The sequence below is a fragment of the Pseudarthrobacter sp. NKDBFgelt genome (assembly GCF_046097905.1).
GTDB classification, from domain to species: domain Bacteria; phylum Actinomycetota; class Actinomycetes; order Actinomycetales; family Micrococcaceae; genus Arthrobacter; species Arthrobacter polychromogenes.
In genome coordinates this window covers 45,721-72,162 of the sequence record NZ_JBJURL010000004.1, presented here as the reverse complement: position 1 = coordinate 72,162, position 26,442 = coordinate 45,721, and the positions used below count along the sequence as shown (strand labels likewise).

Below are 26,442 nucleotides of genomic sequence, written 5' to 3'. Positions count from 1 at the left end.
AAGGACGGCCAGGCACAAGGAACGCCCGGCCCCCAACAGGGGACCGGGCGTTCTGCTTGCAGATGGCTACTTGGTGATCGGCTCGAGAACCGGGTCGCCTTCGTAAGCGGTCTTGACGTTCGCAGCGGTGACGATGACCGGCTCCAGCAGGTAGGCCGGAACAGTCTTCACACCGTTGTTGTAGGAGTTCTCGTCGTTGATTTCCAGTTCGTTGCCGGCCTGGAGATCCTTCACCATGGTGATGGCGTGCTCAACGAGCTTGCGGGTGTCCTTGTTGATGGTGGAGTACTGCTCGCCCGCAATGATGGACTTGACGGACTCAACCTCGGAGTCCTGGCCGGTGACGACGGGAAGCTCCTTGCCTGCTGCCTTGACGGAGGTCAGGACTGCGCGGGCCAGGGTGTCGTTCGGGGACAGGACACCGTCCAGGGACTCGCTGGAGTAACTGCCGGTGAGCAGGGTGTCTGCGCGGCGCTGGGCGTTTTCAGCCTTCCAGCCCTGGGTCACAGCCTGCTCGAAGCTGGTCTGGCCGGAGAGGACCTTGAGCGTGCCGTCGTCGATCTTCGGCTGCAGGACGCTCATGGCGCCGTCGAAGAAGACCTTGGCGTTGGCATCGTCCGGGGAGCCTGCGAAGAGTTCGACGTTGTAGGGACCTTCGCCCTTCTTCTCTTCGAGGCCTTCCAGCAGGGCCTGGCCCTGGAGCTCGCCCACCTTGAAGTTGTCGTAGGCCACGTAGTAGTCCACGTTTTCGGTGTTCAGCAGCAGGCGGTCGTAGGCGATGATCGTGGCGCCGGAGTCTTTGGCCTGCTTGAGCTGGGTGCCCAGCTGGGAGCCGTCGATGGCACCCACGATGATGACCTTGGCGCCCTTGGTGACCATGGCGCTGATCTGGTTCTGCTGTTCGGACACGCCGCCGTTGGCGAACTGTACGTCAGGCTTGAATCCGGCCTCGGTGAGGCCTTCGTTGAACAGCCTCTCCGCAAGGACCCAGTTTTCACTGGTCTTCTGCGGAAGCGCGACGCCGATGGCGGAGTCCTGCTCGAAGCCGCCGGCGCCCTCGGTGCCGCCGCCTGTGGAGGTCTCAGACCGTCCGCAGCCCGTCAGCGCCAGTGCTGCGATGGCAGCGACCGCTGCTGCCTTTCCTGCTTTACCAATCATTCGCATTGTTGGTTCTCTTTCTTTGTGGTGGTGTAACGCTATTCAGGCCGCAAGGCTCAGGCTTCCCTGGCGATCGCTTCCTTCGTGGAGGTGGTCTCGTCCGGCTGGTTGGGGTTGGAGGGCCCCTGCCTGCGGTTGAAGTTCTGGGTGAGCAGGCCGATGATCGACTTCTTGCCCTGGCTCTTGTTGTAGACGTCGAAGGCGACGGCGATCAGGAGCACCAGGCCCTTGATGATCTGGGTGAGGTCGGCGCCGACGCCGAGGAGCTGGAGGCCGTTGTTCAGCACAGCCATGACCAGGCCGCCGATGATGGAGCCGACGACGGTTCCCACGCCGCCGGTCACTGCTGCGCCGCCGATGAAGACGGCCGCGATGGCGTCCAGTTCCCAGCCGACCCCGTCAAAGGGCCCCGATGCGGTGGAGCGTCCTACGAAGATCATGCCGGCCAGGCCGGCCAGGATGGACATGTTCATCATGACCAGGAAGTTGACCTTCTTGGACTGGACGCCGGAGAGTTCGGCCGCGTGGCGGTTGCCGCCGACGGCGTAGACGTGGCGGCCCAGGACGGTGCGTGACGAAATGAAGCCGTAGATCAGCACCAGGACGGCCAGGATCAGGCCGGGAATCGGGAACGACGTGCCGGGCCGGCCGGTGGCGAACAGGTACGTGGCGTAGAGGATGGCACCGCAGATCAGGACCAGCTTCAGCGCGGTGACCCACATTTCCGGAACCTCGGCGCCCAATGCCTTGGCCCGGGCGCGGGACCGCAGTTCGCCAACCACCACAAATGCCGCGGCAGCGATGCCCAGCAGCAGGGTCAGGTTGTTGAAGCCTGTATTGGGTCCCACTTCCGGGAGGTAGCCGGAACCGAGGTACTGGAAGTCGGCCGGAACGGGGATGGTGTTGGACTTGCCGACGAACTGGTTGAAGCCGCGGAACAGCAGCATACCGGCGAGGGTCACAATGAAGGCGGGTATCCCCACATAGGCCACCCACCAGCCCTGCCAGGCGCCGATCAGCGCTCCAAGAGCCAGGCCCAGAAGTACCCCGGCATACCAGGGGATGCCCCAGTCCCGGATGGCCAGGGCAACCGTGACCCCCACGAAGGCTGCAATGGAGCCCACGGACAGGTCAATGTGCCCCGCGATGATCACCAGGACCATGCCGATGGCGAGGATCAGGATGTAGGAGTTGCCGTTGAAGAGGTTGATGACGTTGCCGGGGGTGAGGGTCCGGCCGTCGGTGGCGATCTGGAAAAAGACGATCAGTGCAACCAGGGCGAAGATCATGCCGAATTGGCGGGTGTTTCCGCCAAACAGCTTTTTGAGGGCGTTCATGGTGTCAGTCCTTGTGTCCGGAAGGTTCTGGGATGATCCAGAGGGTCAGGCGGCGTCGGCTTTGCGGGCGGAGGTCATCAGTTTCATCAGGCTTTCCTGGCTGGCCTCGTCTTTGTTCAGGACACCTGTGATGGCGCCTTCGAAAATCGTGTAGATGCGGTCGGACAGGCCCAGGAGCTCGGGGAGTTCCGAGGAAATGACAATGACTCCCTTGCCCTGGTTGGCAAGCTGCTGGATGATGCCGTAGATCTCGTACTTGGCGCCAACATCAATGCCGCGGGTCGGTTCGTCCAGGATCAGCAGGTCGGGGTCGGTGAACATCCACTTGGCGAGGACCACCTTCTGCTGGTTGCCGCCGGAGAGCTTGGCCACGCCTTCCTCCACGGACGGGGTTTTCGTGCGCAGTGACTTGCGGTACTGCTCCGCCACAGTGAATTCCTGGTTCAGGTCCACCACCGAGTTGTGGCTGATCTTCCGCAGGTTCGCTGCCACCGTGGTGGTCTTGATGTCATCGAGCAGGTTCAGTCCCAGGGACTTGCGGTCCTCGGTGACGTAGCCCAAACCGGCGTCGATGGCCTGGCGCACTGACTTGAGGGTGATCTCCTTGCCGTCCTTGTAGATGTGGCCGTCGATGAAGCGGCCGTAGGACCGGCCGAAGACTGATCGTGCCAGCTCGGTGCGTCCCGCGCCCATGAGCCCGGCGAAGCCGACGATCTCCCCGCGGCGGACGAAGAAGCTCGAGTCCTTGCACACCAGCCGGTCCGCCACGTTGGGATGGCCCACGGTCCAGTCCTTGACTTCGAAGAACACCTCGCCGATGTTGGGCGTATGGTCCGGAAAACGGGACTCCAGCGTGCGCCCCACCATGCCCTTGATGATCCGGTCCTCGTCCACGCCGTCAGCCTTGACGTTCAGCGTTTCGATGGACTTGCCGTCGCGGATGATGGTGATGGAATCGGCGATCTGTTCGATCTCGTTCAGCTTGTGGGAAATGATGATGGACGTGATGCCCTTGGCCTTCAGGCCGAGCATCAGGTCCAGCAGGTGCTGGGAATCAGATTCGTTCAGAGCCGCGGTGGGCTCGTCCAGGATGAGGATCTTCACGGACTTGTTCAGCGCCTTGGCGATTTCCACCAGCTGCTGCTTGCCGACGCCGATTTCCTTGATGGGGGTATCGGGGTCCTCGCGCAGGCCCACCCTGGCCAGCAGGTCCAGGGAGCGCAGCCGGGCTTCAGCCCAGTTGATGACGCCGCGCTTGGTGGGCTCGTTGCCCAGGAAGATGTTTTCCATGATGGACAGCTCGGGGATGAGCGCCAGTTCCTGGTGGATGATCACGATGCCGGCGTGTTCGCTGGCCCTGATGTCCTTGAACTGCTGCACCTGGCCCTGGTAGACGATGTCGCCGTCGTAGCTGCCGTACGGGTAGACGCCCGAGAGGACCTTCATCAGGGTGGACTTGCCTGCACCGTTCTCGCCGCAGATTGCGTGGATCTCCGCGGCTTTGACCCGCAGGCTCACGTTATCCAACGCTTTAACGCCCGGGAATTCCTTGGTGATGGACCTCATCTCAAGGATGATCGGTTCCGTTTGCGTGGTCTGGGACGTCATGAACCCTAACCCTCCAATGCAATGACTTCTTTGTCCGGCCGGCAAAGCGCAGGGCCGTCTGATCCAAAAGTAAACTGGATCACGCCTATTGTCGTCAAGTCTTTAACGCAATCGGCGGGTAACGAAACGGTCTAGGTTTTCCGTATCCCGGCGTGCTGGAACACCAAAGCAGCCGCCCCGAGGGCCTCGGCGCGGTCGCCCAGGGAGGACATGGCCAGGGTGGTGGTTTCCCCGATCACCGGGACGGCGTGCCTCACCAGGCCGCGCCTGATGGGGTCCAGCAGGATGTCGCCAAGGCCCGCGAGCGGCCCTCCCACCACAATGACTTCGGGGTTGATCAGGTTGGCGACGTTGCCCAGTGCGCGGCCGACTGAGAGCCCGGCATCGTCCACCACCCGGAGCGTCGCGGGGTCCCGGTTGAGGGCCTTCTTGACGATATCCGCGGGCGTCAGGGGCCTGTCCTCGCCCCGGCTGAGGAGTTCGATCATGGTGGTGGTGGAGGCAATGGTCTCCAGGCATCCACGGTTGCCGCAGCGGCACACGAGGCCCTGCTCGTGGATGGTGGCATGGCCTATTTCGCCTGTGATGCCGACGTTTCCGTAATAGGGGGCCCCGTTGAGGATCAGGCCCGCGCCGATGCCCGATCCGATCTTCAGGAACATGAGGTTGCTGACCCCTGAATGCTGTCCCCACGTGACCTCGGACCAGGCGCCCAGGTTCGCGTCGTTATCAACGAACACGGGGATCTGCAGCGTCTCCTCAAGATACTGAAGGATGTTGATCCCCACCCACTCCGGGAGGATGGCGCCTTGGGCCACGGTTCCGGTGCGCCGGTCTATAGGGCCGGGAATTCCGACGCCGGCACCCACCACGGCGCTGCGCTCGATGCCGCTCTCCCGCAGCAGTTTGTCCAGCAGGGCCACGGCGGCCCGGATGCCTTCTTCAGCCTGGTGGCCGAGCGGAAGCATCACGGATTCCTCGGCGATGACGTGGTAACTGAGGGAGGCCAGCACCACCCGGAGGTGGCGCCGCCCGAAGTCGATTCCCACAGCGACGGCGCCGTTGCTGTTGAGCCTGACGTTCAATGCGCGGCGGCCGGAGCTGGTGATTGGTTCTGCCGAGGCAAGGCCGGAGTCCAGCATGATTTTGACGATGTTGGACACCGTTGCGGTGGAGAGGCCGGTCTGGCGGGCGAGTTCAGCCTGCGTGGCCGGTCCGCCCATCAGGGTTTCGATGATCCGTTGCTGGTTCAGCTGGCGCAGCGCGGACTGCGATCCCGGATTTTGTTGCTTGCTCCTCGTTGAGCGCGGGGTTGCGGACATGCTAAGAAGATTGCCCTATCCCGGCTCTTGTAGTCAAGAAGTTAACGCAAGAGGCGGTTTCGGTCCGGAATGAGGGAACCAGGACAATCTGACCCCGCTGCCGCCCGCAGGGGTGCAAACAGCCCCGATTGCGCCGCCAGGGCATCGCTAGGCTGGAGGAAGGCCTGTTCCGTGGCCGCTCCAACGAAGGAAGGTGGTAGCAGTGCTGCTGGCACTCCTGCAGGAAAACTCTGTGGTCCTTGACGTGGAGGCGAATTGCCGCGCAATCGACGCTGCTGCCCGGACCGCGGCAGCCCGCGGGGCGGCCGTCCTGGTGACGCCCGAGCTTTTTCCCGTGGGCTATGCTCCCCGCAGGGTGCGTTCCGGCCTGGATCCTTCCCTGCTGCCGGAACTCCAGGAGCGGATGGCGGGCATTGCGCGCAGTAATGGCATCGGGCTGGTCTACAGCCTCCCGCGGGTTACCGGGCAGGGTGACTGGCAGATCAGCGCAACCCTCCTGGACGCCAGCGGCGCCACCCTGCTCAGTTATGGCAAGGTGCACCTGTTCGGCGATGACGAGCGGGCGGCGTTCAGCCCCGCCCGGGAGGCGCCCGCCGTCGTGGACTTCAACGGCATCCCCACCTCCCTGGTGATCTGTTACGACGTCGAGTTTCCGGAGTCCGTCCGCGCCGCAGCCGTCGCGGGCGCGGAGCTGCTGCTGGTCCCCACCGCCCTGGCGCACGGCTTCGACGACGTGCCCCAGGTCCTGCTGCGGGCGCGGGCGCTGGAGAGCCAGGTGACTATTGCCTACGCGAACCACTCCGGGGAAGAGGATGGCTGCAGGTTCCTGGGCGGCAGCGTTGTTGCCGGGCCCGACGGCGGATTGCTGGCCGGGGCGGGCGGGGAACCGCAGCTTCTCTACGCGGAGGTGGACCCGGGCGCCGCCGCCCGTGAGCGGCAGAATGTGCCGTACCTGGCAGAACGCCGCCCGGACCTCTACCGACTGTGGGGCCTCTAGGCAGGGTCCGCCGGCCCGGCGCCATCCACGTACTGCAGCGCAATCCACAGCTCGGCCCGGGCCTGGGCCTGCCCAAGATCCATGCCCAGCAGCTCTGCCACGCCGTTGATCTGGCGGCGGACGCTGTTCCGGTGCAGTCCCAGGTCCTTGGCGGTGGCATCCCAGCTCCCGTGCGCGCCCAGCCAGGACCGGAGCACACGGAGTTGCGACGCCCTTCGCTCGGCGTCCAGCTCCAGCACCGGCGCCAGGAGCCGTGCGGCCAGCAGGGCGCCGGCATCACTTCCCAGCAGGCCGGTTACCGACCACGTCAGCTCCTCCTCCCGGAGGCTCTTGCGGGCGGTGGCCACGCGTCGGCGCAGCGCGCTGGCGCGCCGGTGGGCGGCGGCCAGCCCAGGCAGCTCGGTGGGTTCGCCCACCACCAGGCGCCAGCCCAGCTGTTCCACCTCTGCCAGAAGGGTTTCATCCACCTTGAGCCGGGTCACGGCCGCGAAACCGTAGTCCGTCAGCTCCACCATCTTGGTGTCGAAGAGCCTGCGCCATTGGAGCAGCTCCCGGACCGGGCCATCGGCCATGGCGGTGGATGGTTCCGCGCGCACGCCCTGCACCACGCGGACCGGTCCTGGCCTGGTTCCGGAAACGCTCTGGGCCAGCAGGTCCTGGAGGCTGTTCAGCTCGCGGCTGTTGCTCCCGGACAGGCTCTCCGGGTGCAGCAGCACGGCCGTGGCCAGCTGGCTGGGGGCCAGGGAGCCGCTGGTCCGCTGCCGGACCAGCAGCTCCAGCAGTCCCACCACCGACGAAACCACGTTGTTCTGGGCCGGGGTGAGGGGCCTCTCCGTCCCAAGCACCAGGCTTCCAAGGGTGGCGTCCCGGGTGCTTCGCAGCGGGTGGCCGAACACCAGCACCGGCCCTCCGGCTGCTTCCAGGGTTTCCGTTTCCACGCGCGGGCCGCTGCCGCCGAGGAGCTTCTTCAGCAGCGGCTGGAGCTGGGAAAGTCCGGCGGCGGCGCCCGCCCGCGCGCGTACCCTTCCGTCCGTGCCTACCAGCACAGCCCACACGGGAACGCGCTGGATCAGCGCCGCCAGCAGTTCATGTTCCGGGCGGGCGGAGAGGACCGCCCGCATCAGGTGGCGGTTGGTCTCCGCCAGTTGCCTGAAAACCCGTGCGTTGCCGGATTCGAGAAGCTTGGAAAACTCGAGCCCCAGCGCAGCGAAGGGAACGCTGGCCGGAACCTCCACCAGCGTGAGCCCGTGCCGGCTGCAGGCCTCCGCCAGGTGGTCCGGTACGGCGTTGTAATACGGTTCCAGGCCGAAGCCCAGGGCCGCGACCCCGGCCGCCACGAGCCGCCGGACGTACTCGTCCGCCTTCGCCGCGCTGCTGCCGCCGCCGCGGAAGGGCAGGCCGGCCGTCAGGACGAATTCGCCGTCCATCAGGTAGGGGGTGGGGTCCTCCAGCTCGCTGGGCTCCACCCAGCGCAGGGGGACCTCGGCGGCGCCGGCGTCGTTCACCACCGAAACTTCCGGAGGAAGCGCTCCGAGGAACTGCCCCAGCGTGACGGCGTCGAGCTGATCCTGGGCGCCATCCTTGACTGGTGCATTGCGTCTCATGGATGAACACTATAGGTCATTCTGCACACTGTGAGATGCCGCTCACACACCTACGCTGGGTGAGGGGAAAACCAGACCAACCAGCCAACGACATGAACGGACGTCAACGATGACTGTGCCTACACTTACCGGCCCGGCAACGGGCGCCCCAGGCGGAATCCCGGCCCGTCCCGCCCTGGGCACGCAACTTTTGCGCCGCAAGCCGATCGCCCAGATGGTCAGCGAGGCCGAAAACAACGGCGGCGGCCCCCGCCTGGTCCGGAGTTTCGGTGTCCTTCAGCTGACCATGATCTCCGTGGGCGCCACACTGGGCACTGGAATCCTGGTGATCCTGGGGGAGTCCGTTCCACTTGCCGGCCCGGCCATCTGGATCTCCTTCGCCATCGCCGGCCTTGCTGCCCTGCTGTCCGCCGTTTCCTATGCGGAGATGGCCGGCATGGTCCCTGCGGCCGGCTCAAGCTACTCCTACACCTACGCCACCATGGGCGAAGGCATGGCCTGGGTCTGCGGCTGGTGCTTGGTGCTGGAGTACGCCGTCTCTGTGGCCGCCGTCGCGGTGGGCGCGGGACAGTATGTCAATGAGACCCTGGCGGTGTTCGGTTCCGTTCTCCCGGACGCGGTGTCACAGCCCCCCGGCGCCGGCGGCGTGGTCAACATACCGGCTATGGTGATCGTGGTGCTGGCCACCATCCTCCTGGTCCGCGGAGCGAAGGAGAGCGCCTGGATCAACACCACGATCGTCGTCATCAAGGTGGGCATCCTCCTCTTCTTCTGCGCCGTGGCGTTCACCGCCTTCAACGCGGGCAACTTCGAGCCCTTGCTGCCGATGGGTGCCGCCGGCGTCTCGGCAGCCGCCTCCACCGTCTTCTTTTCGTACATCGGCTTCGACGCCGCCTCCACGGCCGGCGAGGAAGCCCGCAATCCCAAGCGGGACCTGCCGCGTGCCATCATGCTGTCCATGCTGATCGTCACCACCATTTACGTCCTGGTGGCAGTAGCGGCGATCGGCGCCCGCCCTTGGGGCTGGTTCGATGGAACCGATGCCGCGCTGGTCCGGATTCTCGAAGAAATCACCGGCCAGCCGTGGATTGTGCTGGTTTTCGCTGCCGCAGCAGTGCTGGCGATTGCGAGCATCGTGCTGATTGTCCTCTACGGGCAGACGCGTATCCTGATGTCGATGTCCCGCGACGGCCTCATCCCCAAGATCTTCGGCCGTGTTTCCCGCCGCACCGGCACTCCGGTGGCAGGCACGCTCCTGGTGGGAACCGCCGTCGCGCTCACCGCCGGGCTGGTGCCCCTCGGCGCCCTCGCCGATGCCACCAGCATTGGCACCCTGTTCGCGTTCGCCCTGGTCAACGTGGCCGTTATCTACCTGCGCCGCACCCGGCCGGAGCTGGAGCGGACCTTCCGGGTGCCGCTCTTCCCGCTCACGCCCATTCTGGGGGCCGCGATGTGCGCCTACCTGATGGCCAACCTCGGCGCTGACACCTGGGTGGTGTTCGCCGTCTGGATGCTGGTGGGCATGGCCGCCTACTTCGGCTACGGACGCCGGAACTCCAGGGTGGCTGCCATGAGCAATGAGGAATACCGTGAGCTGTCCGGTCCCCAACTTCCAACCACACAAGCCCCCGAAACGACGAAGGCAGAAATCTCATGACCATCGCCACCGAACTGCCGGCATCCGACCCGTCCAGCACCTCCGCAGGCCCGGCTGTTCCTTCCACCGCAGGCGGCGCCGCAGCCGGTCCCATCACCATGCTGAACCCGGATTTTCCGTTCAGCTACGACCATTACCTGGCCCACCCGGACGGGCTGGGATCCGTGCCGGCCGAACTGCTGGGAACGGAAGTGGCGGTCATCGGAGCAGGGCTCTCCGGCCTGGTCACGGCGTACGAACTCATGAAGCTGGGCCTGCGGCCGGTGGTCTATGAGGCGGACCAGATCGGCGGACGCCTCCGCACGGCGGCGTTCCCCGCGGCGCCCGGAGTGGTGGCCGACCTTGGCGGCATGAGGTTCCCCGTGTCCGGCAAGGCGTTCTACCACTACATCGACCTGCTGGGACTGGACACCCAGGAGTTTCCCAACCCGCTGTCCCCGGCCACGTCCAGCACCGTGATCGAACTGGCGGGCAAGAAGTACTATGCGGAAGAGCCGGGGGATCTCCCGCCGTTCTTCCGGGAAGTGGCGGACGCTTGGAAAGCCGCTGTGAATGACGGCGCAAAATTTGTCGAGATGCAGGACGCCATCCGGTCCAGGGATACCGCCCGGATCAAGGAACTGTGGAACGAACTGCTGCCCCTGATGGACGAGCAGACCTTCTACGGCTTCATCGCGGCCAGCGACTCCTTTAAGAAGGCCGGGTTTGCGCACCGCGAGGCCTTCGGCCAGGTGGGCTTCGGCACGGGCGGCTGGGATACGGACTTCCCGAACTCGATCCTGGAGATCCTCCGCGTGGTGTACACGGACGCCGATGACCAGCACCGGCTCATCAGTGGGGGAGCGCAGCGGCTGCCCGAGGCACTCTGGCGGCACGCGCCGTCGGGCATGGTGCACTGGCCCGACGGAACGTCCCTGGCGTCACTGCACTCCGGTTCGCCCCGCGGTGCGGTGGGAAAGATCAGCCGCGACCCGGACGGCAACCTGCGCATCCGCGAACGCTGGGGGCGCGAGGCCAGCTATCCGGCAGTGGTCACAACGTGCCAGTCCTGGCTGCTCTCCACCCGGATCCACACGGAGGAGGCGCTGTTCCCCGCGGAGCTGTGGACCGCCATCGAGCGCTCGCACTACATGCAGTCGTCCAAGACCTTCGTGATGGTGGACCGGCCGTTCTGGAAGGACATCGATCCTGACACCGGGAACGAGGTGCTCTCCATGACGCTCACGGACCGGCTCAACCGTGCCACCTACCTGCTGGACAACGGGCCGGACCAGCCCGCCGTCATCCTGCTCTCCTACACCTGGAACGACGACGCGCTCAAGTGGCTGGCCCTGGACGCCGACGAACGGGTGGAACTGATGCTGCATTCCCTGGAACAGATCTACCCGGGAGTGGACATTGCCAGCCACATCGTGGGCCAGCCCATCACGGTGTCCTGGGAGGCCGATCCCAACTTTATGGGCGCCTTCAAGGCGAACCTGCCGGGGCACTACCGCTACCAGCAGCGGCTGTTCACGCACTTCAAGCAGGATGCCCTGCCCGAATCGCAGCGGGGCATCTTCCTGGCCGGCGACGACGTCTCCTTCACTGCCGGCTGGGCGGAGGGCGCCGTGACCACCGGGCTGAACGCGGTGTGGGGCGTGGTGAACCACCTGGGCGGTTCCTCCGCTCCGGGCAACCCCGGTCCGGGCGAACTGCTGGACGCCATCGGGCCGATAAACCTGGACTAGGAGCGGGCCTGGACTGGCCTGTCCCTACGGGGCGTGCAGCTCCCGGTGGGCGGCGGCCAGCTCGCGGTAGCGGGCGGCGTTGGCCCGGACGCCGTCGTACTCCTCCTCGGTAAGTTCCCGGCGGACCTTGCCCGGAACTCCGGCCACCAGCGAGCGGGGCGGCACCACCGTGCCTTCCAGGACCACGGCGCCGGCCGCAACCAGCGAGCCGGCGCCGATCACCGCCCCGTTGAGGACGGTGGCGCCCATCCCGATCAGGCAGTCGTCCTCCACAGTGCAGCCATGCACGACGGCGGCATGCCCCACGCTGACGCGTTCGCCCACCGTGCAGGGGAAGCCGGGATCCGCGTGCAGCACCACGTTGTCCTGCAGGTTGCTGCCTTCACCCACAGTGATGGCAGCGGTATCGGCCCGGACGGAGACGCCGTAGAAGGCGCTCGAGTCCCGGGCGAGGGTTGCGTTGCCGATGATCGAGGCCGTCGGGGCAACAAAAACGGATTCGTGGACGGCCGGGGTGGTCCCGGCGAATGGGTACAGAGGAGCCATGGGCCAAGCCTAGGACATCGCCCCTTCCCATCTAAGTAGCGCTAAGTGTCGTTTTGGGGCCGCAAAACGACACTTAGCGCTACTCAGTTGGGTGTGAGTTAAATTGGGCGTCAGTTAAAGACCACGGTCCGGTTGCCGTCCAGCAGCACCCGGTGCTCCGCGTGCCACTGGACGGCCTGGACCAGGGTGCGGCCTTCCACGTCCCGGCCCATCTGGACGAACTGCTCCGGGGTGCGGGCGTGGTCCACGCGGATGACTTCCTGCTCGATGATGGGGCCTTCGTCCAGTGCCGCCGTCACGTAGTGCGCTGTGGCACCGATCAGCTTCACGCCGCGCGCGTGGGCCTGGTGGTACGGCTTGGCGCCCTTGAAGGACGGCAGGAACGAGTGGTGGATGTTGATGGCCTTGCCGGTGAGTTCGGTGCAGAGCTCGTCGGAAAGGATCTGCATGTAGCGGGCCAGGACGGTCAGCTCGATGTCGTGCTCTGCGATGATGGTGCGGAGCTTGTCCTCAGCCTGGACCTTCGTGTCCTTGGTGACCGGGATGTGATGGAACGGGATGCCGTAAAACTCGGCCAGCCCGGCCAGGTCCTGGTGGTTGGAGACGATGGCCGGTATCTCGATGGGGAGCGTCCCGGACCGCTGCTGGAAGAGCAGGTCGTTCAGGCAGTGGGCGGAGGTGCTGGCCATCACCAGGGTGCGGACTTTCTGTCCCACCGCGTTCAGGCTCCACTGCATGCCAAAGGCTTCGGTGACCGGCTCCAAAGCTGCCCGGAGCCCTGACGCGGGGGCCGCCGTCGTCACCTCCACCCGCATAAAGAAGTTGCCGGTGGCGGGGCTGCCGTACTGCTGCGAATCCGTAATATTGCATCCCGCCACCAGCAGGGCGCCGGCCACCGCATGGACGATTCCCGGGCGGTCCGGGCAGGACAGGGTTACTACGTACGCTTGCTTCAGCTGCTCTTCACTCACGCCTCATAGCCTACCCGCGCAGCAGCCCCCGGTTTTGGTACGCTGGAAGGGTCGCAACTGGCGTTGGGTGGCTTAACCACCAGGGAGCGGCAATCACGAAGACCACGGATCGTACGCCTGGGCCGAGGGTCATGTCTTGCCGGATTTGGGGCTGCACCTGCGTCAGAACTGCAGCGCCATGCCCGCAGCTTCCACGCGCTGTCATCAGTGCGGCGTGAAGGTGCGCCAGCCGGTAGCCTGACCTTAGCAGTGCCCGTACGCCTAGCCAGGAGTTCTTTCGTGACTACAGCCACCTCCACCACCGCCGTCAGCAACCAGCCGCTGGCCGAGCTTGACCCCGAAATCGCAGCAGTCCTTGACCAGGAGCTCGGCCGCCAGCGCGGCACCCTGGAAATGATTGCCTCCGAGAACTTCGCCCCCCGCGCCGTTATGGAAGCACAGGGCTCCGTCCTCACCAACAAGTACGCCGAGGGCTACCCGGGCCGCCGCTACTACGGCGGCTGCGAATACGTTGACGTGGCAGAGCAGCTGGCCATCGACAGGGTCAAGGCCCTCTTCGGCGCCGAGTACGCCAACGTCCAGCCGCACTCCGGTGCCCAGGCCAACGCCGCTGCACTCTCCGCCATGATCACCCCCGGCGACAAGATCCTGGGCCTGTCCCTGGCCCACGGCGGCCACCTGACCCACGGCATGAAGCTGAACTTCTCCGGCAAGCTCTACAACGTGGCTGCCTACCAGGTGGAGGAAGACAACTTCCGCGTGGACATGGACAAGCTCCGTGAGCAGGCCATCGCCGAAAAGCCGCAGGTCATCATCGCCGGCTGGTCCGCCTACCCGCGCCACCTGGACTTTGCTGCCTTCCGCTCGATCGCCGACGAAGTCGGCGCCCTGCTCTGGACCGACATGGCGCATTTCGCCGGCCTGGTTGCCGCCGGCCTGCACCCCAGCCCGGTGCCGCACTCCGACGTCGTCACCTCCACCGTGCACAAGACCCTCGCCGGCCCCCGTTCCGGCGTGATCCTGGCCAAGCAGGAGTGGGCCAAGAAGCTGAACTCCAACGTCTTCCCGGGCCAGCAGGGCGGCCCGCTCATGCACGTCATCGCCGCCAAGGCCGTGGCCTTCAAGATCGCCGGCACCGAAGAGTTCAAGGAGCGCCAGGAGCGCGTCCTGGAGGGTGCGAAGATCATCGCCGACCGCCTCAACCAGGCCGATGTTGCCGAAGCCGGCGTCTCCGTCCTCACCGGCGGCACGGACGTCCACCTGGTCCTCGTTGACCTGCGCAACTCGCAGCTGGACGGCCAGCAGGCCGAGGATCTCCTGCACTCGGTGGGTATCACCGTGAACCGCAACGCCGTTCCGTTCGACCCCCGCCCGCCGATGGTCACCTCCGGCCTGCGCATCGGCACCCCGGCGCTGGCCACCCGCGGCTTCGGCGCGGCCGAGTTCACCGAGGTGGCGGAGATCATCGCCACCGCGCTGAAGGCCGGCAACAGCGCGGACGTGGAGTCCCTGCAGGCCCGCGTGGACAAGCTCGCCGCCGACTTCCCGCTGTACCCGCAGCACGAGCAGTGGTGATCCATGACTGAGATGACCAAGACCGCACGGATCCTGGACGGCAAGGCAGCAGCTGCAGCCATCAAGTCCGAACTGACCGAACGCGTGGCCGCGCTCAAGGCCAAGGGTGTCACTCCCGGCATTGCAACCGTGCTCGTGGGTGCAGACCCCGCTTCGCAGCTGTACGTGTCCATGAAGCACAAGCAGTCCGAGCAGATCGGGATGAATTCGATCCAGCGGGAGCTGCCGGCGGACGCCACCCAGGCACAGGTTGAGGCCCTTATTGACGAGCTCAATGCGGACCCCGCCTGCCACGGGTACATCGTGCAGCTGCCGCTGCCGAAGCACCTGGACACCGACGCCATCCTTGAGCGCATCGACCCCGCCAAGGACGCGGACGGTCTGCACCCCACCAACCTTGGCCGGCTGGTGCTGAACGTCAACGGGGAGATCACCTCGCCGCTGCCGTGCACACCCCGCGGCGTCATCGAGCTCCTGGAGCGCAACGGCTTCAGCCTCGACGGCAAGCACGTGGTGGTGGTGGGCCGCGGCGTCACGATCGGCCGCTCGATCGGACTGCTGCTCACCCGGCGGGCTGTGAATGCCACCGTGACCCTGACCCACACCGGCACCAGGAACCTTTCGGAACTGCTCCGGCAGGCTGACGTGATTGTGGGCGCCGCGGGCGTCAAGCACATCGTTAAGGCCGCGGACGTGAAACCTGGTGCGGCCCTGCTTGACGTCGGCGTCACCCGCGAAACCGACCCCGAGACGGGCAAGAGCAGGGTCTTTGGCGACATCGATCCCGCCGCTGCCGAGGTTGCCGGCTGGATTTCGCCAAACCCCGGAGGCGTCGGTCCCATGACCGTGGCGCTGCTGATGACCAACGTGGTGGAAGCCGCCGAACGCCAAGCGGCGCAGGCAAGCGGCCCGGCCACCGCCAGGTAGCCCCTTTTCATCGCCCGACGGCGGTACCGCACCTTGTTGAACAAAGGTGCGGTACCGCCGTCGTACTTTAAGCGCAGAGCTAGAGCGCAGAAGTGGAAGTCCCCTTCCACCTGACTGCCGGCTCTACTAGTCTGCGGAGGGTGCACAACAAAGCCACCATGTCCTCCGGCGGCGCAACCGGCGCCGTCCAGCCAGCCAATGAGCCTTCCACCGATGCCCACCCGACCGTCATCACGGCAGAAAACCTGACCAAGACCTACGGCGACGTTGCCGCCGTGGACGGCATTTCGTTCAGCGTCCCCGCCGGGGAGTCCTTCGGACTGTTGGGGCCCAACGGTGCCGGCAAGTCCACCACCATGAAGATGATCGGCGGCGTTACCCGGCGCACCTCCGGCGCTCTCCACATCATGGGCCTGGACCCCGACTCGCACGGGCCCGAGGTACGGGCGCACCTGGGCGTGGTGCCGCAGCAGGACAACCTGGACGAGGAACTCCGGGTCCGCGACAACCTCCTGGTCTACGGCCGGTACTTCGGCCTCCCCATGAGCTACCTGAAGCCGAAAGCCGATGAGCTGCTGGAGTTCGCCCAGCTGACGGACAAGGCAAAGTCCAAGGTGGACGCGCTGTCCGGCGGCATGAAGCGGCGGCTGACCATTGCCCGTTCGCTCATCAACGAACCCCGGATCCTCTTGCTGGACGAACCCACTACCGGGCTCGACCCCCAGGCCCGGCACATCCTCTGGGACCGACTGTTCCGGCTCAAGGAACAGGGCGTCACCCTCATCCTGACAACCCACTACATGGACGAGGCCGAGCAGCTCTGCGACCGGCTGGTCGTGGTGGACAAGGGCAGGATCATGGCTGAGGGATCGCCTGCGCAGCTGATCCGCGAGCACTCCACCCGCGAGGTGGTTGAGCTCCGGTTCGGATCCGAGCGGAACACCACCATCGCCTCGGAGCTGCAGGGCATCGGGGAGCGGCTGGAAGTCCTGCCGGACCGGGTGCTGATTTACGCGCACGACGGCGAGTCCGCCCTTGAGCAGGTGGCGTCCCGCGGCCTGCGGCCGCTGACGTCCCTGGTGCGGAGGTCCTCGCTGGAGGACGTGTTCCTGCGGCTGACAGGCAGAAGCCTTGTTGACTGAGGGCACGGCAAGGGAGGCGTTGCGGGCCCACAGTCCGCAAATTGCGGCTGCCAGGGCACGGCGGTGGGGCGCTTTCTACTACGCCGAGCAGGTGCTGCGGGTGATGAAGGGCTACGGCTGGTCCATCATCATGTACAGCGTGGGCCACCCTGTGGCGTACCTGTTTGCCATGGGCGTGGGCCTGGCTACGCTTGTAGACGCGCAGGGGGCGGAGGCCTTCGGGGGAGTGGGCTACGTGACCTTCGTGGCCCCGGCCCTGCTGGTTTCCGCATCCGTCATGACGGCCACCAACGAGTTCACGTTCCCCGTGATGGACGGGTTCAAATGGCGCCGTACCTATTACGGGCCGCACGCCTCGCCTCTGACTCCCCAGCAGATTGCTGCGGGCCACATCATGGCGGTGACCCTGCGGCTCCTGTTGCAGTCCGCCGTCTATTTCGCGGCTATTGTCCTGTTCGGTGCCGCGCCGGGCGGCTGGGGCTGGGCCAGCATCCTGGTGGCAACGCTAGCTGGCCTTTCCTTTGGCCTTCCGCTGATGGCGTACTCGGCCTCCATCACCGAGGACAAGGGCCAGTTCGCCCTGGTGATGCGTTTTATCGTGATGCCGCTCTTCCTGTTCTCCGGGACCTTCTTTCCGCTGGACAGCCTCCCGCTGGCGGTGCGCTGGGTGGGCTGGATCTCTCCCATCTGGCATGGCACCGAACTGGGACGCGTCTTCAGCTATGGGTACCAGCAGCCGCCGTTGCTGACCGTCCTCCACGCGGTGGTGCTCGTGGCTCTTGCAGTGCTGGGCTGGTTCCTGACCCGGCGGCAGTTCGCGGCAAGGATGGGCCGATGAGCGCCGGCCTGCCAGTGAAAAGCGCACCGGACCAGGCCCGCAGCAGGACGTTCGGGCCGCTGTATTCGCGCAACGCCAGGGCCGTCATTTCGCGCGGCCTGCTGGCCACCCGGAGCACAAACTGGCTGGTGATGCTCTCCGGGTTCTTCGAGCCGGTCCTGTTCCTCATCTCCATGGGGGTGGGGCTCGGCGCAATCGTGGGCTCCGTCCAGGGCCCCGGCGGCGGGGAGATCAGCTACGCCGCATACATTGCCCCGGCCCTGCTGGCAGTCTCGGCAATGAACGGCGCGGTTTACGACTCCACCTGGAACGTGTTCTTCAAAATGAATTTCGCGAAGCTGTACCAGGGCATGCTGTATACCTCGCTGGGGCCGCTGGACGTTGCCCTCGGGGAGATCTTCCTGGCGCTCCTTCGCGGCCTGCTCTACGCCACGGGTTTCACGGCGGTGATGGGGCTTATGGGCTTGATCACCACACCCTGGGCGCTCCTGATGGTGCCTGCCTCCGTGCTGATCGCGTTCGGGTTCGCCAGTATCGGGATGGGGATCACCAGTTTCCTGAAGACCTTCCAGCAAATGGACTGGGTCAACTTCGTAATGCTGCCCATGTTCCTGTTCAGCGCCACCTTCTACCCGCTGAGCGTCTACCCGCAGGCCGTCCAGTGGCTCATCCAGGCCATGCCGCTCTGGCACGGTGTCGAGCTGCTGCGCCAGATCAGCGTGGGCACCTTTACCGCTGCCACCCCCATCCACATCGGCTACTACCTGGTGATGACCGCCGTCGGCATGCTGCTCACGACCGTCCGGCTGCGGCAGCTCTTCCTGAAGTAGCCCCCCAACTGGGTAGCGCTAAGTGTCGTTTTGAGGCTCCAGAACGACACTTAGCGCTACCTAGCGTATGAGCGCCGCTGGCGCGCCGTGGGCCTGGAAAGTATGCCTCCGGCCTTCCGGGTCTCTGGTCAGGGAAGGTGTGCCGGGCGGATCATGGTGGTGTCCGTCTCGGTGAACGCCGACCCAACTTGGTGCCTTGAGTCCGTTACTTAGCGTGGTGTGGAGGCTCCCACGGGAACCGTGGATTGTTGCTCTTAAGCACGGGTATTAGATTCCTGAATAATCCCAGTCCTCCCCGAGGCAGACACTGTCATAACCGTTCAGCAGTGTTGGAGGAAACTGGAATGGACATTGTTCATGAACGCGCCGCGGGAATGGATATCTCCAAACGCGATGCAAAGGTGTGCGTGCGGATACCCGGGGACCGGGCCGGGACTTACACCTCAAAGGTCACGACCTGGGGCGCGACCACGCAGGCGATCCTGGAGTTGCGGGAGTTCCTGGAACGCGAACACGTCACCGTTGTGGTGATGGAAGCAACCAGCGATTACTGGAAACCGTTCTTCTATCTGCTCGAGGAAACCCTGCCGGTGATGCTCGTGAACGCCAAAGCTGCCCGGAACATCCCGGGCCGGAAAACCGATGTTTCGGACGCTGTCTGGCTGGCCCAGTTAGCCGCGCACGGGCTGCTGCGGGCCTCGTTCGTGCCACCGGAGCCGATCCGGGAACTGCGGGACCTCACCCGCGCCCGCGCCATAGCCACCCGCGACCGGGCCCGTGAGATCCAGCGGCTCGAGAAGTTCCTGGACAGCTCCGGGATCAAACTCTCCTCGGTGGTCTCTGACCTGACAGGGGTCTCCTCCCGGGACATGCTCGAAGCCCTCATCAATGGTGAACGGAACCCGAACGTCCTGGCCGGCATGGCCCGCGGAACGATGCGCTCAAAAATCCCCGCCCTCGTCGACGCGCTCACCGGCAGGTTCAAACCCCACCACGCGTTCATGGCAAAGCTGCACCTGGACCAGATCGACGCCCACACCCGGACCATTCAGGCACTCACCGCACGGATCGAGGAGGCGATGGAACCCTTTCGTGACGCCAGGGATGCCCTGGCCACCATCCCAGGAGTCTCCCAACGAGTCGCCGAAGTGATCATCGCCGAAACCGGTGCGGACATGGCCGTCTTTGAAACCCCCGGCCGGCTCGCATCGTGGACCGGAGTGTGTCCCGGCGCCAACGAATCCGCCGGCCGGATCAAATCAGCACACATCATGCCCGGAAACAAATACCTCAAAGGTGCACTGGGGATCGCGGCCATGTCAGCGGCCCAATCCAAGAACACCTACCTCGCCGCCAAATACCACCGCCTCACAGCCCGCAGCGGCCGCAACAAAGCCCTCGTCGCCGTCGAGCATTCCATCCTGACCGCGGCCTGGCACATGCTCGCCAACGGCGAATGCTACTTAGAACCAGGAGCCGACTACTACACCCGGACCAACCCATCCCGGGCGAAGAACAACGCCATCAAACAACTCAACAGCCTCGGATACGACGTCACCATCACCCCGGTCACAGCGGCCTGACCCACCCTACTTTCGTATTAGTTGGGATGGATGGGTTTTGTTCGCCGCGGGTGGAAGGCGGCGGGAGCATACTCCGGCATTTGAGAGAATGGGTGCATGCAATCTCTGGGCAGTTCCAAGTCATCCTCCAAACCCGCCAGGGGCGGATTCTCTATGTTCCGCATCAGCGGGCCGGGACTGATGGTCCTCGTCACCGCCTTCGTTGTGGCCGTCATCTTCGCGGCCAACCAAAACGACGTCGTGGGCTGGGTTGTTGCCATCATCGCCGCCTTCTGGCTGGCCCTCGCCTGCTTTGTTGTCTTCAGCATCCAGAAGGCTGCCAAGAAGGCAGGAGCCAAGCTGACGGAAGCCCAGAACGCCTTCAGCACCGCTGCAGGGCGGGGCCCGTACGCCTCTGCCGACCAGGGCGGAACCCGGGTGGTCGCCGAGCGCAGCCAGGCGGACGAGGTCCGTGACCTTAAGCTGGACCACTCGTTCAAGATCGTCCAGGTGCAGATCCGCGTGGTGGAAGAGGAGCGCGCCAAGGGCGCCGCTGCCAACCAGGACACCATCAACCGGGCCCTGGAAACCATTGAGATCACAGCCACCAATGCACGGGACATGATCAAGTCCTCCGGCGGCAATGGAGAGCCGGTCACCGGAACCATCATCGACTAGAGTGGGGCGGGTGATCTCGGCATTGAAGAAGGACCACCTTCGCATCGCGTCCGTTAATGTCAACGGCCTCCGGGCTGCCTACAAAAACGGAATGGCGGCGTGGCTGGAGCCGCGCGGAGTGGACATCCTCTGCCTGCAGGAAGTCCGCGCCCCTGACGCGATCGTCCGGCAGCTGCTGGGCGAAGGGTGGCACATCCTGCACGCCGAGGCTGAAGCAAAAGGCCGCGCCGGCGTCGCAATCGCTTCGCGGGAGGAACCCCTGGCGACCCGTAACGGCATTGGCGACGATTACTTTGCCACGGCCGGACGCTGGGTGGAAGCCGATTTCCGTTTCGCAGATACCGCCGGACACCCGGTCCAGCTCACTGTTGCCAGTGCCTATGTCCACTCCGGTGAGGTGGGCACGCCCAAGCAGGATGACAAGTTCCGGTTCCTGGATGTCATGACCACAAGGCTGCCGGAACTGACCAAACACAGCGACCACGCCCTGGTGGTGGGTGACCTCAACGTTGCCCACACACCGCTGGACATCCGCAACTCGAAGGCCAACCTCAAGAAGGCGGGCCACCTGCCGGAGGAACGCGCCTACTTTGACCGGTTCTTCGGCGAGGAAATCGGCTGGCAGGACGTCCACCGCAACCTGGCCGGCCCGGTGGACGGTCCCTACACGTGGTGGTCCCAGCGCGGGAAGGCGTTCGACAACGACACCGGCTGGCGCATCGATTACCACCTGGCCACCCCGGCCCTTGCGGCGGCCGCCATCTCGGCCGTTGTTGACCGGGCACCCTCGTGGGACACCCGCTTCTCCGACCACGCCCCGCTGGTAGTGGATTACCAGCTCTGAGCCCCGAAGGTTTCCTCCCCCATGACTAGCCAGATCTCCCCGGCAACCAAGAAGCGCATCCTCTCCGGCGCCAAGCCCACAGCCGACTCCCTGCACCTGGGCAACTACATCGGCGCCGTCCGCAACTGGGTTGACATGCAGGCGGAGTACGACGCCGTCTTCTTCATTCCGGACCTGCACGCCATCACGGTGGACTTCGATCCCGCTGAACTGGCCAAGCGCACCCGGATTGTGGCCGCCCAGTACATCGCCGCTGGCATCGACCCGGACAAGAGCATCTTCTTTGTCCAGTCCCATGTGCCGGAGCACGCGCAGCTCGCCTGGGCACTGAACTGCATCACCGGATTCGGCGAAGCCTCGCGGATGACCCAGTTCAAGGACAAGACCCAGAAGTCCGGCGCCGACGCCGCCACCCTGGGCCTGTTCGCCTACCCCACCCTGATGGCCGCGGACATCCTGCTGTACCAGACCGACCTGGTGCCCGTGGGAGAGGACCAGCGCCAGCACCTGGAGCTCACCCGCAACCTGGCCCAGCGCTTCAACACCCGGTTTGGCCACACGTTCACTGTTCCCGAGGCGACCATCGTCAAGGAAAGCGCCAAGATCTACGACCTTCAGAACCCCAGCGCCAAGATGTCCAAGACGGGGGAGTCGCCCAACGGAGCCATCCAGCTACTGGAGGACCCGAAGGTCGCGGCCAAGCGCATCAAGTCGGCAGTGACCGACGCCGGAACCGACATCCGCTTCGACGCTGAAGAAAAGCCGGGCATCTCAAACCTGCTGACCATCTACTCGTCCCTGACGGGCAAAACCATCCCTGAGCTCGAAGCCGAATACCAGGGCAAAATGTACGGCCACCTCAAGGTGGATCTTGCTGAGGTGATGGTTGAGTTCGTTACGCCGTTGCGGAACCGCACCAATGAGCTAATGTCTGATCCTGCGGAGCTGGACAGGCTGCTCGCACACGGCGCCGAGCGCGCCCGCGAGATCGCCTCGGCCACCCTCGCGCAGGTGTACGAGCGCATGGGCTTCCTTCCGTCCCTCAGCCTCGCCGGAGTCCGTTAGCGCCATGTCGTCCAGCAAAGTCGCGGCAAGGGAAGCTGCCCGTGCCACCCGCCGGGTGGCGGGGACCCCCGGCGGTTCCCACGCAGACCCTGCGGATCACCGTGCTGCGGCAGCCAGCCCCGTGTCCCGGCCGGAAGACATCAGCGTTGGCGTCATCCTGGGGTTCCCGGCCGACATTGCCGAAGAGCTGCAGCGCTGGCGGGCGTCCTTCGGCGATCCCCTGGCGGACGTAGTGCCGGCCCACATCACGTTGGTCACCACCACCACGACTCGGGACTGGGAGGGCACGCTGGAGCATGTCCGCGAGGTGGCCCGCCAGCAAAGCCCGTTCGAGGTCACCATCGCAGGCACGGGGACGTTCCGCCCTGTTTCCCCGGTGGTCTTCATCAATGTGGAGGACGGGTTCGAGGACTGCGTTGAACTCCACGAAAAGCTCCAGCAAGGCCCCCTCCACCGTGAGCTGCCGTTTGCGTACCACCCGCACGTCACCATCGCGCACGATGTGGCGCCGGAAAACCTTGATGAAGCCGAAACGGTGCTGAGGAACTACAGGGCCACCTTCCCCGTGGTTAGCATGGGACTTTACGAGCACGATGCCAACGGCATCTGGCAGCTACGGGAAGAGCTGGACTTTGGGACCCAAACTGACGACGACGGCACCAGACCCGCGGATTCCGCCCCGGGCACAGCCGAAACAGGCGGGACAGCAACCGCTTCCCACTGACCAGGCCCACCTGAAGCTGGCCGCCATCCAAAAACGGATGGAATGGAACAGGGCCCGCAGGGCTGGCGGTGGACCCGTGGCCGGCTTACTGGCCATGTCACAGTGGCTGCTTGCGCGCCTGAACGCTTTCCGCCCCATGCGTGCCTTCCGGCACTACAGCCTCCAGCACGGCCCGCTGATGAGTGCAGGCATCGGGTTCAATATGTTCTTCTCGATCACCGGCCTCCTCGCCACTGGCTTTTCCATTGCCGGGCTGGTCCTGAGGGGGCAGCCCGTACTGCTGGAGACCATTATCGGCAGCGTGGCCCAGAGCGCCCCGGGTCTCTTGAAAGTCAACGGCAGTGAGGGATTGGTTGACCCGCAGGACCTTCTGAATCCGGACGGACTGGGCTGGACGGCGGCCATCGCGGCAGCCGTTACCGTCTATACGTCGCTGCGGTGGATTGCGAGCCTGCGGGACGGGCTCCGCGGCGTGATGGAGCTGCCCCCGTCACTGGTCAACCCCATCCTCCTGAAACTGCGCGACGCCGGAACCCTGCTGCTGCTGGGCGTGGCCCTGGTCATCAGTGCCGGCGCGTCCCTCGTCTTTGGCACGGCCGCGGGATGGGTCGCGGACTTCCTGCGGCTCGACGACGCACTGGCCGTCCCGCTGAGCACCTCCATCAAAATTGGCGTGCCCCTCGTTTTGAACTGGGTGACCGCGCTCGTCATGTTCCGGCTCGCAGCGAACTTGAAGCTCTCGCGCCGCGCACTGCTGGAAGGCACCATCCTGGCGGCGTTGGGCACCACGGTCCTTCAGATCTTCAGCACCGAGCTTCTCGCCGGTGCCGGCCGCAACCCCCTCCTGGCACCATTCGCCATCATCATCGGACTGTTGATCTGGTTCAACCTGGTGAGCCAGGTGTACCTCGTTTCCGCAGGCTGGTCCGCGGTCCGCGAGGCTGACCACGGCATCTCATCCTCCGGCCACGAGAAGGGAACCTGGGGCGCCCGGCAGGTCCAGCCGGGAAAAGTGCCGGTACAGCCGGGCAAAGTGCCGGCACAAGCGGAGGCTGGCATGCAGAGCCCGGCCCGTGCCGCAGCTGCCCGGCGCCGGGGCAACGGGCGCACGCGGCAGCGCTGACCCGAACGGCCCCGCGCCGCCTCAAGCCCCGCGCCAGGAATTGCTGCCTGACCGCCGGGATGTTGCTACGGTGCAGCCACCAGTCCTTCCCAGGCCACGGTCCAGCCGGCGGGAAATCCGGGGGCATGCCGGTCCGGTCCGCCGTCCCAGCCCGCTGCCATCAGCGCGGCAGCGGCAAGCAGTCCGCCGTTGCCGGGGAGGTACAGCGGCAGCGAATCGGTCTGGCGGTTGTGCCCGTTGGGCAGCACTGTATTCTTCCCGGCGTCCAGCAGGAGGGCGTTGACGGCGGCTTCCGGGTCCTCAAGGCGCGCGGCGGTCATGGCCATCACTGGATAGTCCCAACCCCAGGTGCTGTCCCAATCCCAGTCGGCAAGGACGCTGGCGAGCGTTGCCCGCATGGTGTCCTTGTCGATCAGGTCGGTTTCGGGCAGGACGCCCAGTGCGCACAGCATCGAGGGGTGGTCCGTCCGGATGGTGAAGGGGTCCACGTCAATGGCCGCGTAGACGCCGTCCAGTACCCGTGGCTTCACCAGGTGGCTGGCCACCTCCTGCCACGCCGGAACGGGCTCAAGCCCCAACCGGTCCCGCCAGGCAGCTGCAACCCGCAGGGCCCACTGCCAGTAGGCCAATTCGAAGGTGGGATTGGTGACGGACGCCCGGATGGAGCCGTAGCTCTCCTGCGCGGGAATCAGGGGCGGACCAAGCTCAAATCCCCGCGGCGTCGGGTGCGCGAAGCTTGCCATGAACGCGGCGGATTCGAACACGATCTCCGCAAACTCCTCGAGCACCTCCCGGCTGGGATTGGTGCGGTAGGCAAGCTCCGCCAGGTGGATGGGATGCGGCTGCTGCCAGACCAGGAAGGTGCCGATGGGGCTGGGGCTCTCCCTCCCGTCCGGACCTACCTGCTTGGGCCAGCGGACGCCGTCGAAACCCTGAGCCTTGGCGGTCTGCCGCGATGCCTCCATCACGGTGCAGTACCAGCGCAGCGACGGGAGCAGGTGTTCCACACGGTTCCAGTGGGCGAAGTGGGCGGCGTGCCACCAGTGCATTTCCAGGTGGAAGCGCCCCCGCCAGGAGTTGCACACCAGCCCGGTTTCCTGGGGAGGCAGGGACCCGGAGCAGTTGATGGCCGTCAGGTACTGCGAGAGGACGATCCTGCGTTCCAGCTCCTTCGCCCGGGGGTCGTCCGTCGCTGCAAGCTCGATGGCGCCGCCGGACTGCCAGAAGCCGGGCCAGTACGCCTCCGAGGCCGCTGCCACGCTGCTGCCCGCTGCAGGGCCGGACGTGCCGGAAAGCACGACGGCGGGCCCGGCTGGCGTGCCCGCGACCGGCTTGGCTGCGGCCAAGGTAGCACCGGTTTCACCGCGGGGGACACAGTCCCCGTCCCCGGCGGAGACGAAAGCAACAGCCAGGTCCATCACGCCGTGGCCCCTGCTGCCGCCCGGGTTGGGGCATATCCGGAGACGGTGCTGCCCGGTCTGCAGCACGGCGAGGTCGCGTCCACTGATCACAACCTGGTAGCGGGATTCATCCAGTTCACGGTGGGCGGTCCAGGAGGTGGATCCGGCATGCAGTCCAGAGGCGGCCGGTTCCCCGAGTGTGGTGGTATGGGAGTCCGGGCTGGTCCAGTCCGCGGCGTCGTGCCATGCCTCCGAGCCGTAGGGGAAGTCGATGGTGATGGCCAGGCGGTCCTGGAGGCCCGGGGACTCCACGCGAATGCCGAGCTCGTCGCGTTCGGGGTGGCACGCCGTCATGACCGTCACCTGGTGGCCGGCCAGCGTGAAGCGGCTCACGACTGTCCCCGTCCACAGGTCGAGCGTCTGCTCGGCGTCGGTGAGGTCCCCTTCGGAAAGGGCACGGTCTCGTCCTGCATCCACCAGCCTGAAGCCGATGCGTCCCAGATCCAGGCGGTGCGGGTTGGCCCGCAACCACGTTTCGGCGAGGGATGTGCCGGTTTCGCGGTCGTTGACGATGTCGCCCACCATGTCCACGTAGGGCACAGGTCCACGTGGTGAGTCATAGAGGACCGTGGAGCCTGAGAGTTCATAGGCCTGGGCGGGCGGTGTGGCGTGCCATCCCCACTGGGCCTGCGTGCCAAGGAGTGTTCCCGGCGGCAGTTCGTCCCTTGCCCCCACAGGATAGGAGCCAGGGAGTGACTGGAGGCCGGTGAGGTCCATCGTGAAGGCGAATCCACCGTTGCCTAC

At 65.6% G+C, this 26,442-nt stretch carries 22 protein-coding genes; 14 read left to right on the top strand and 8 right to left on the bottom strand.

Annotated elements, in window-relative coordinates; genetic code table 11:
• Positions 1-66 precede the first annotated feature (66 nt).
• The 4 genes from ACKAE7_RS02080 to ACKAE7_RS02065 form a co-directional block, all read right to left on the bottom strand.
• Complete coding sequence (locus tag ACKAE7_RS02080) at positions 67-1,164, bottom strand: substrate-binding domain-containing protein (RefSeq protein WP_408978388.1); 1,098 nt, start codon at positions 1,162-1,164, stop codon at positions 67-69.
• Positions 1,165-1,214: 50 nt separating this feature from the next.
• The gene (gene mmsB, locus ACKAE7_RS02075; protein WP_104185429.1) at positions 1,215-2,495 is read right to left on the bottom strand and encodes a multiple monosaccharide ABC transporter permease; all 1,281 of its coding nucleotides are present in this window, start codon (positions 2,493-2,495) and stop codon (positions 1,215-1,217) included.
• Positions 2,496-2,540: 45 nt separating this feature from the next.
• A complete protein-coding gene (mmsA, locus tag ACKAE7_RS02070) occupies positions 2,541-4,103 on the bottom strand; it encodes a multiple monosaccharide ABC transporter ATP-binding protein (protein ID WP_188809155.1) in 1,563 nt (520 codons plus the stop codon).
• Between the two features lie 131 nt (positions 4,104-4,234).
• A complete protein-coding gene (locus ACKAE7_RS02065) occupies positions 4,235-5,425 on the bottom strand; it encodes an ROK family transcriptional regulator (protein ID WP_190610849.1) in 1,191 nt (396 codons plus the stop codon).
• A gap of 202 nt (positions 5,426-5,627) precedes the next feature.
• On the opposite strand from ACKAE7_RS02065, the gene ACKAE7_RS02060 reads away from it, so the two are divergent.
• Positions 5,628-6,422, top strand: coding sequence for a nitrilase-related carbon-nitrogen hydrolase (locus tag ACKAE7_RS02060; RefSeq protein ID WP_408978387.1), 795 nt, complete (start codon positions 5,628-5,630; stop codon positions 6,420-6,422).
• On the opposite strand, the gene ACKAE7_RS02055 is transcribed toward ACKAE7_RS02060, so the two are convergent.
• Positions 6,419-8,026, bottom strand: coding sequence for a PucR family transcriptional regulator (locus tag ACKAE7_RS02055; RefSeq protein ID WP_408978386.1), 1,608 nt, complete (start codon positions 8,024-8,026; stop codon positions 6,419-6,421). The two genes, ACKAE7_RS02060 and ACKAE7_RS02055, sit on opposite strands and share 4 nt — an antisense overlap.
• 109 nt (positions 8,027-8,135) lie before the next feature.
• On the opposite strand from ACKAE7_RS02055, the gene ACKAE7_RS02050 reads away from it, so the two are divergent.
• Positions 8,136-9,683: an APC family permease gene (locus ACKAE7_RS02050; RefSeq protein ID WP_408978385.1), complete on the top strand. Its 1,548-nt coding sequence runs from the start codon at positions 8,136-8,138 to the stop codon at positions 9,681-9,683.
• Positions 9,680-11,413, top strand: coding sequence for a flavin monoamine oxidase family protein (locus tag ACKAE7_RS02045; RefSeq protein ID WP_408978384.1), 1,734 nt, complete (start codon positions 9,680-9,682; stop codon positions 11,411-11,413). Before ACKAE7_RS02050 ends, ACKAE7_RS02045 begins: the two co-directional genes overlap by 4 nt.
• 24 nt (positions 11,414-11,437) lie before the next feature.
• Here the strand turns inward: ACKAE7_RS02045 and ACKAE7_RS02040 are convergent, their stop codons facing one another.
• The gene (locus ACKAE7_RS02040) at positions 11,438-11,959 is read right to left on the bottom strand and encodes a gamma carbonic anhydrase family protein (protein ID WP_191034303.1); all 522 of its coding nucleotides are present in this window, start codon (positions 11,957-11,959) and stop codon (positions 11,438-11,440) included.
• A gap of 110 nt (positions 11,960-12,069) precedes the next feature.
• Complete coding sequence (purU, locus tag ACKAE7_RS02035; protein ID WP_191034302.1) at positions 12,070-12,930, bottom strand: formyltetrahydrofolate deformylase; 861 nt, start codon at positions 12,928-12,930, stop codon at positions 12,070-12,072.
• A gap of 279 nt (positions 12,931-13,209) precedes the next feature.
• Between purU and glyA the strand changes: the two genes are divergently transcribed.
• The 11 genes from glyA to ACKAE7_RS01980 all read left to right on the top strand — a co-directional run bounded on the left by glyA (position 13,210) and on the right by ACKAE7_RS01980 (position 24,238).
• Positions 13,210-14,505 (top strand): serine hydroxymethyltransferase, encoded by a 1,296-nt coding sequence (gene glyA / locus ACKAE7_RS02030; protein ID WP_104185421.1) that lies wholly within the window; start codon positions 13,210-13,212, stop codon positions 14,503-14,505.
• 3 nt (positions 14,506-14,508) lie between these two features.
• On the top strand, positions 14,509-15,432 hold the full coding sequence (locus tag ACKAE7_RS02025) for a bifunctional methylenetetrahydrofolate dehydrogenase/methenyltetrahydrofolate cyclohydrolase (protein ID WP_191034301.1): 924 nt from the start codon (positions 14,509-14,511) through the stop codon (positions 15,430-15,432).
• A 140-nt stretch (positions 15,433-15,572) separates the two neighbouring features.
• Entirely contained in the window at positions 15,573-16,574 is a 1,002-nt protein-coding gene (locus tag ACKAE7_RS02020; protein WP_408978383.1) for an ABC transporter ATP-binding protein, read from the top strand.
• A complete protein-coding gene (locus ACKAE7_RS02015; RefSeq protein WP_408978382.1) occupies positions 16,567-17,412 on the top strand; it encodes an ABC transporter permease in 846 nt (281 codons plus the stop codon). The genes ACKAE7_RS02020 and ACKAE7_RS02015 overlap by 8 nt, the downstream gene beginning before the upstream one ends.
• Positions 17,409-18,242: an ABC transporter permease gene (locus ACKAE7_RS02010; protein ID WP_408978381.1), complete on the top strand. Its 834-nt coding sequence runs from the start codon at positions 17,409-17,411 to the stop codon at positions 18,240-18,242. The genes ACKAE7_RS02015 and ACKAE7_RS02010 overlap by 4 nt, the downstream gene beginning before the upstream one ends.
• Before the next feature lie 344 nt (positions 18,243-18,586).
• Entirely contained in the window at positions 18,587-19,825 is a 1,239-nt protein-coding gene (locus tag ACKAE7_RS02005) for an IS110 family transposase (protein ID WP_408978380.1), read from the top strand.
• A 96-nt stretch (positions 19,826-19,921) separates the two neighbouring features.
• On the top strand, positions 19,922-20,482 hold the full coding sequence (locus tag ACKAE7_RS02000; RefSeq protein WP_190610823.1) for a hypothetical protein: 561 nt from the start codon (positions 19,922-19,924) through the stop codon (positions 20,480-20,482).
• A 10-nt stretch (positions 20,483-20,492) separates the two neighbouring features.
• Entirely contained in the window at positions 20,493-21,326 is an 834-nt protein-coding gene (locus ACKAE7_RS01995; RefSeq protein ID WP_408978379.1) for an exodeoxyribonuclease III, read from the top strand.
• Positions 21,327-21,347: 21 nt separating this feature from the next.
• Positions 21,348-22,391, top strand: a complete 1,044-nt coding sequence (trpS, locus tag ACKAE7_RS01990) for a tryptophan--tRNA ligase (RefSeq protein WP_104185416.1) — start codon at positions 21,348-21,350, stop codon at positions 22,389-22,391.
• A 4-nt stretch (positions 22,392-22,395) separates the two neighbouring features.
• Complete coding sequence (locus ACKAE7_RS01985; RefSeq protein WP_408978378.1) at positions 22,396-23,115, top strand: 2'-5' RNA ligase family protein; 720 nt, start codon at positions 22,396-22,398, stop codon at positions 23,113-23,115.
• A gap of 94 nt (positions 23,116-23,209) precedes the next feature.
• On the top strand, positions 23,210-24,238 hold the full coding sequence (locus ACKAE7_RS01980; protein ID WP_408978377.1) for a YihY/virulence factor BrkB family protein: 1,029 nt from the start codon (positions 23,210-23,212) through the stop codon (positions 24,236-24,238).
• A gap of 65 nt (positions 24,239-24,303) precedes the next feature.
• Here the strand turns inward: ACKAE7_RS01980 and ACKAE7_RS01975 are convergent, their stop codons facing one another.
• Positions 24,304-26,415 carry a hypothetical protein gene (locus tag ACKAE7_RS01975; protein WP_408978400.1) on the bottom strand — a complete coding sequence of 704 codons (2,112 nt, stop codon included), beginning with the start codon at positions 26,413-26,415 and terminating at the stop codon, positions 24,304-24,306.
• Positions 26,416-26,442 lie beyond the last annotated feature (27 nt).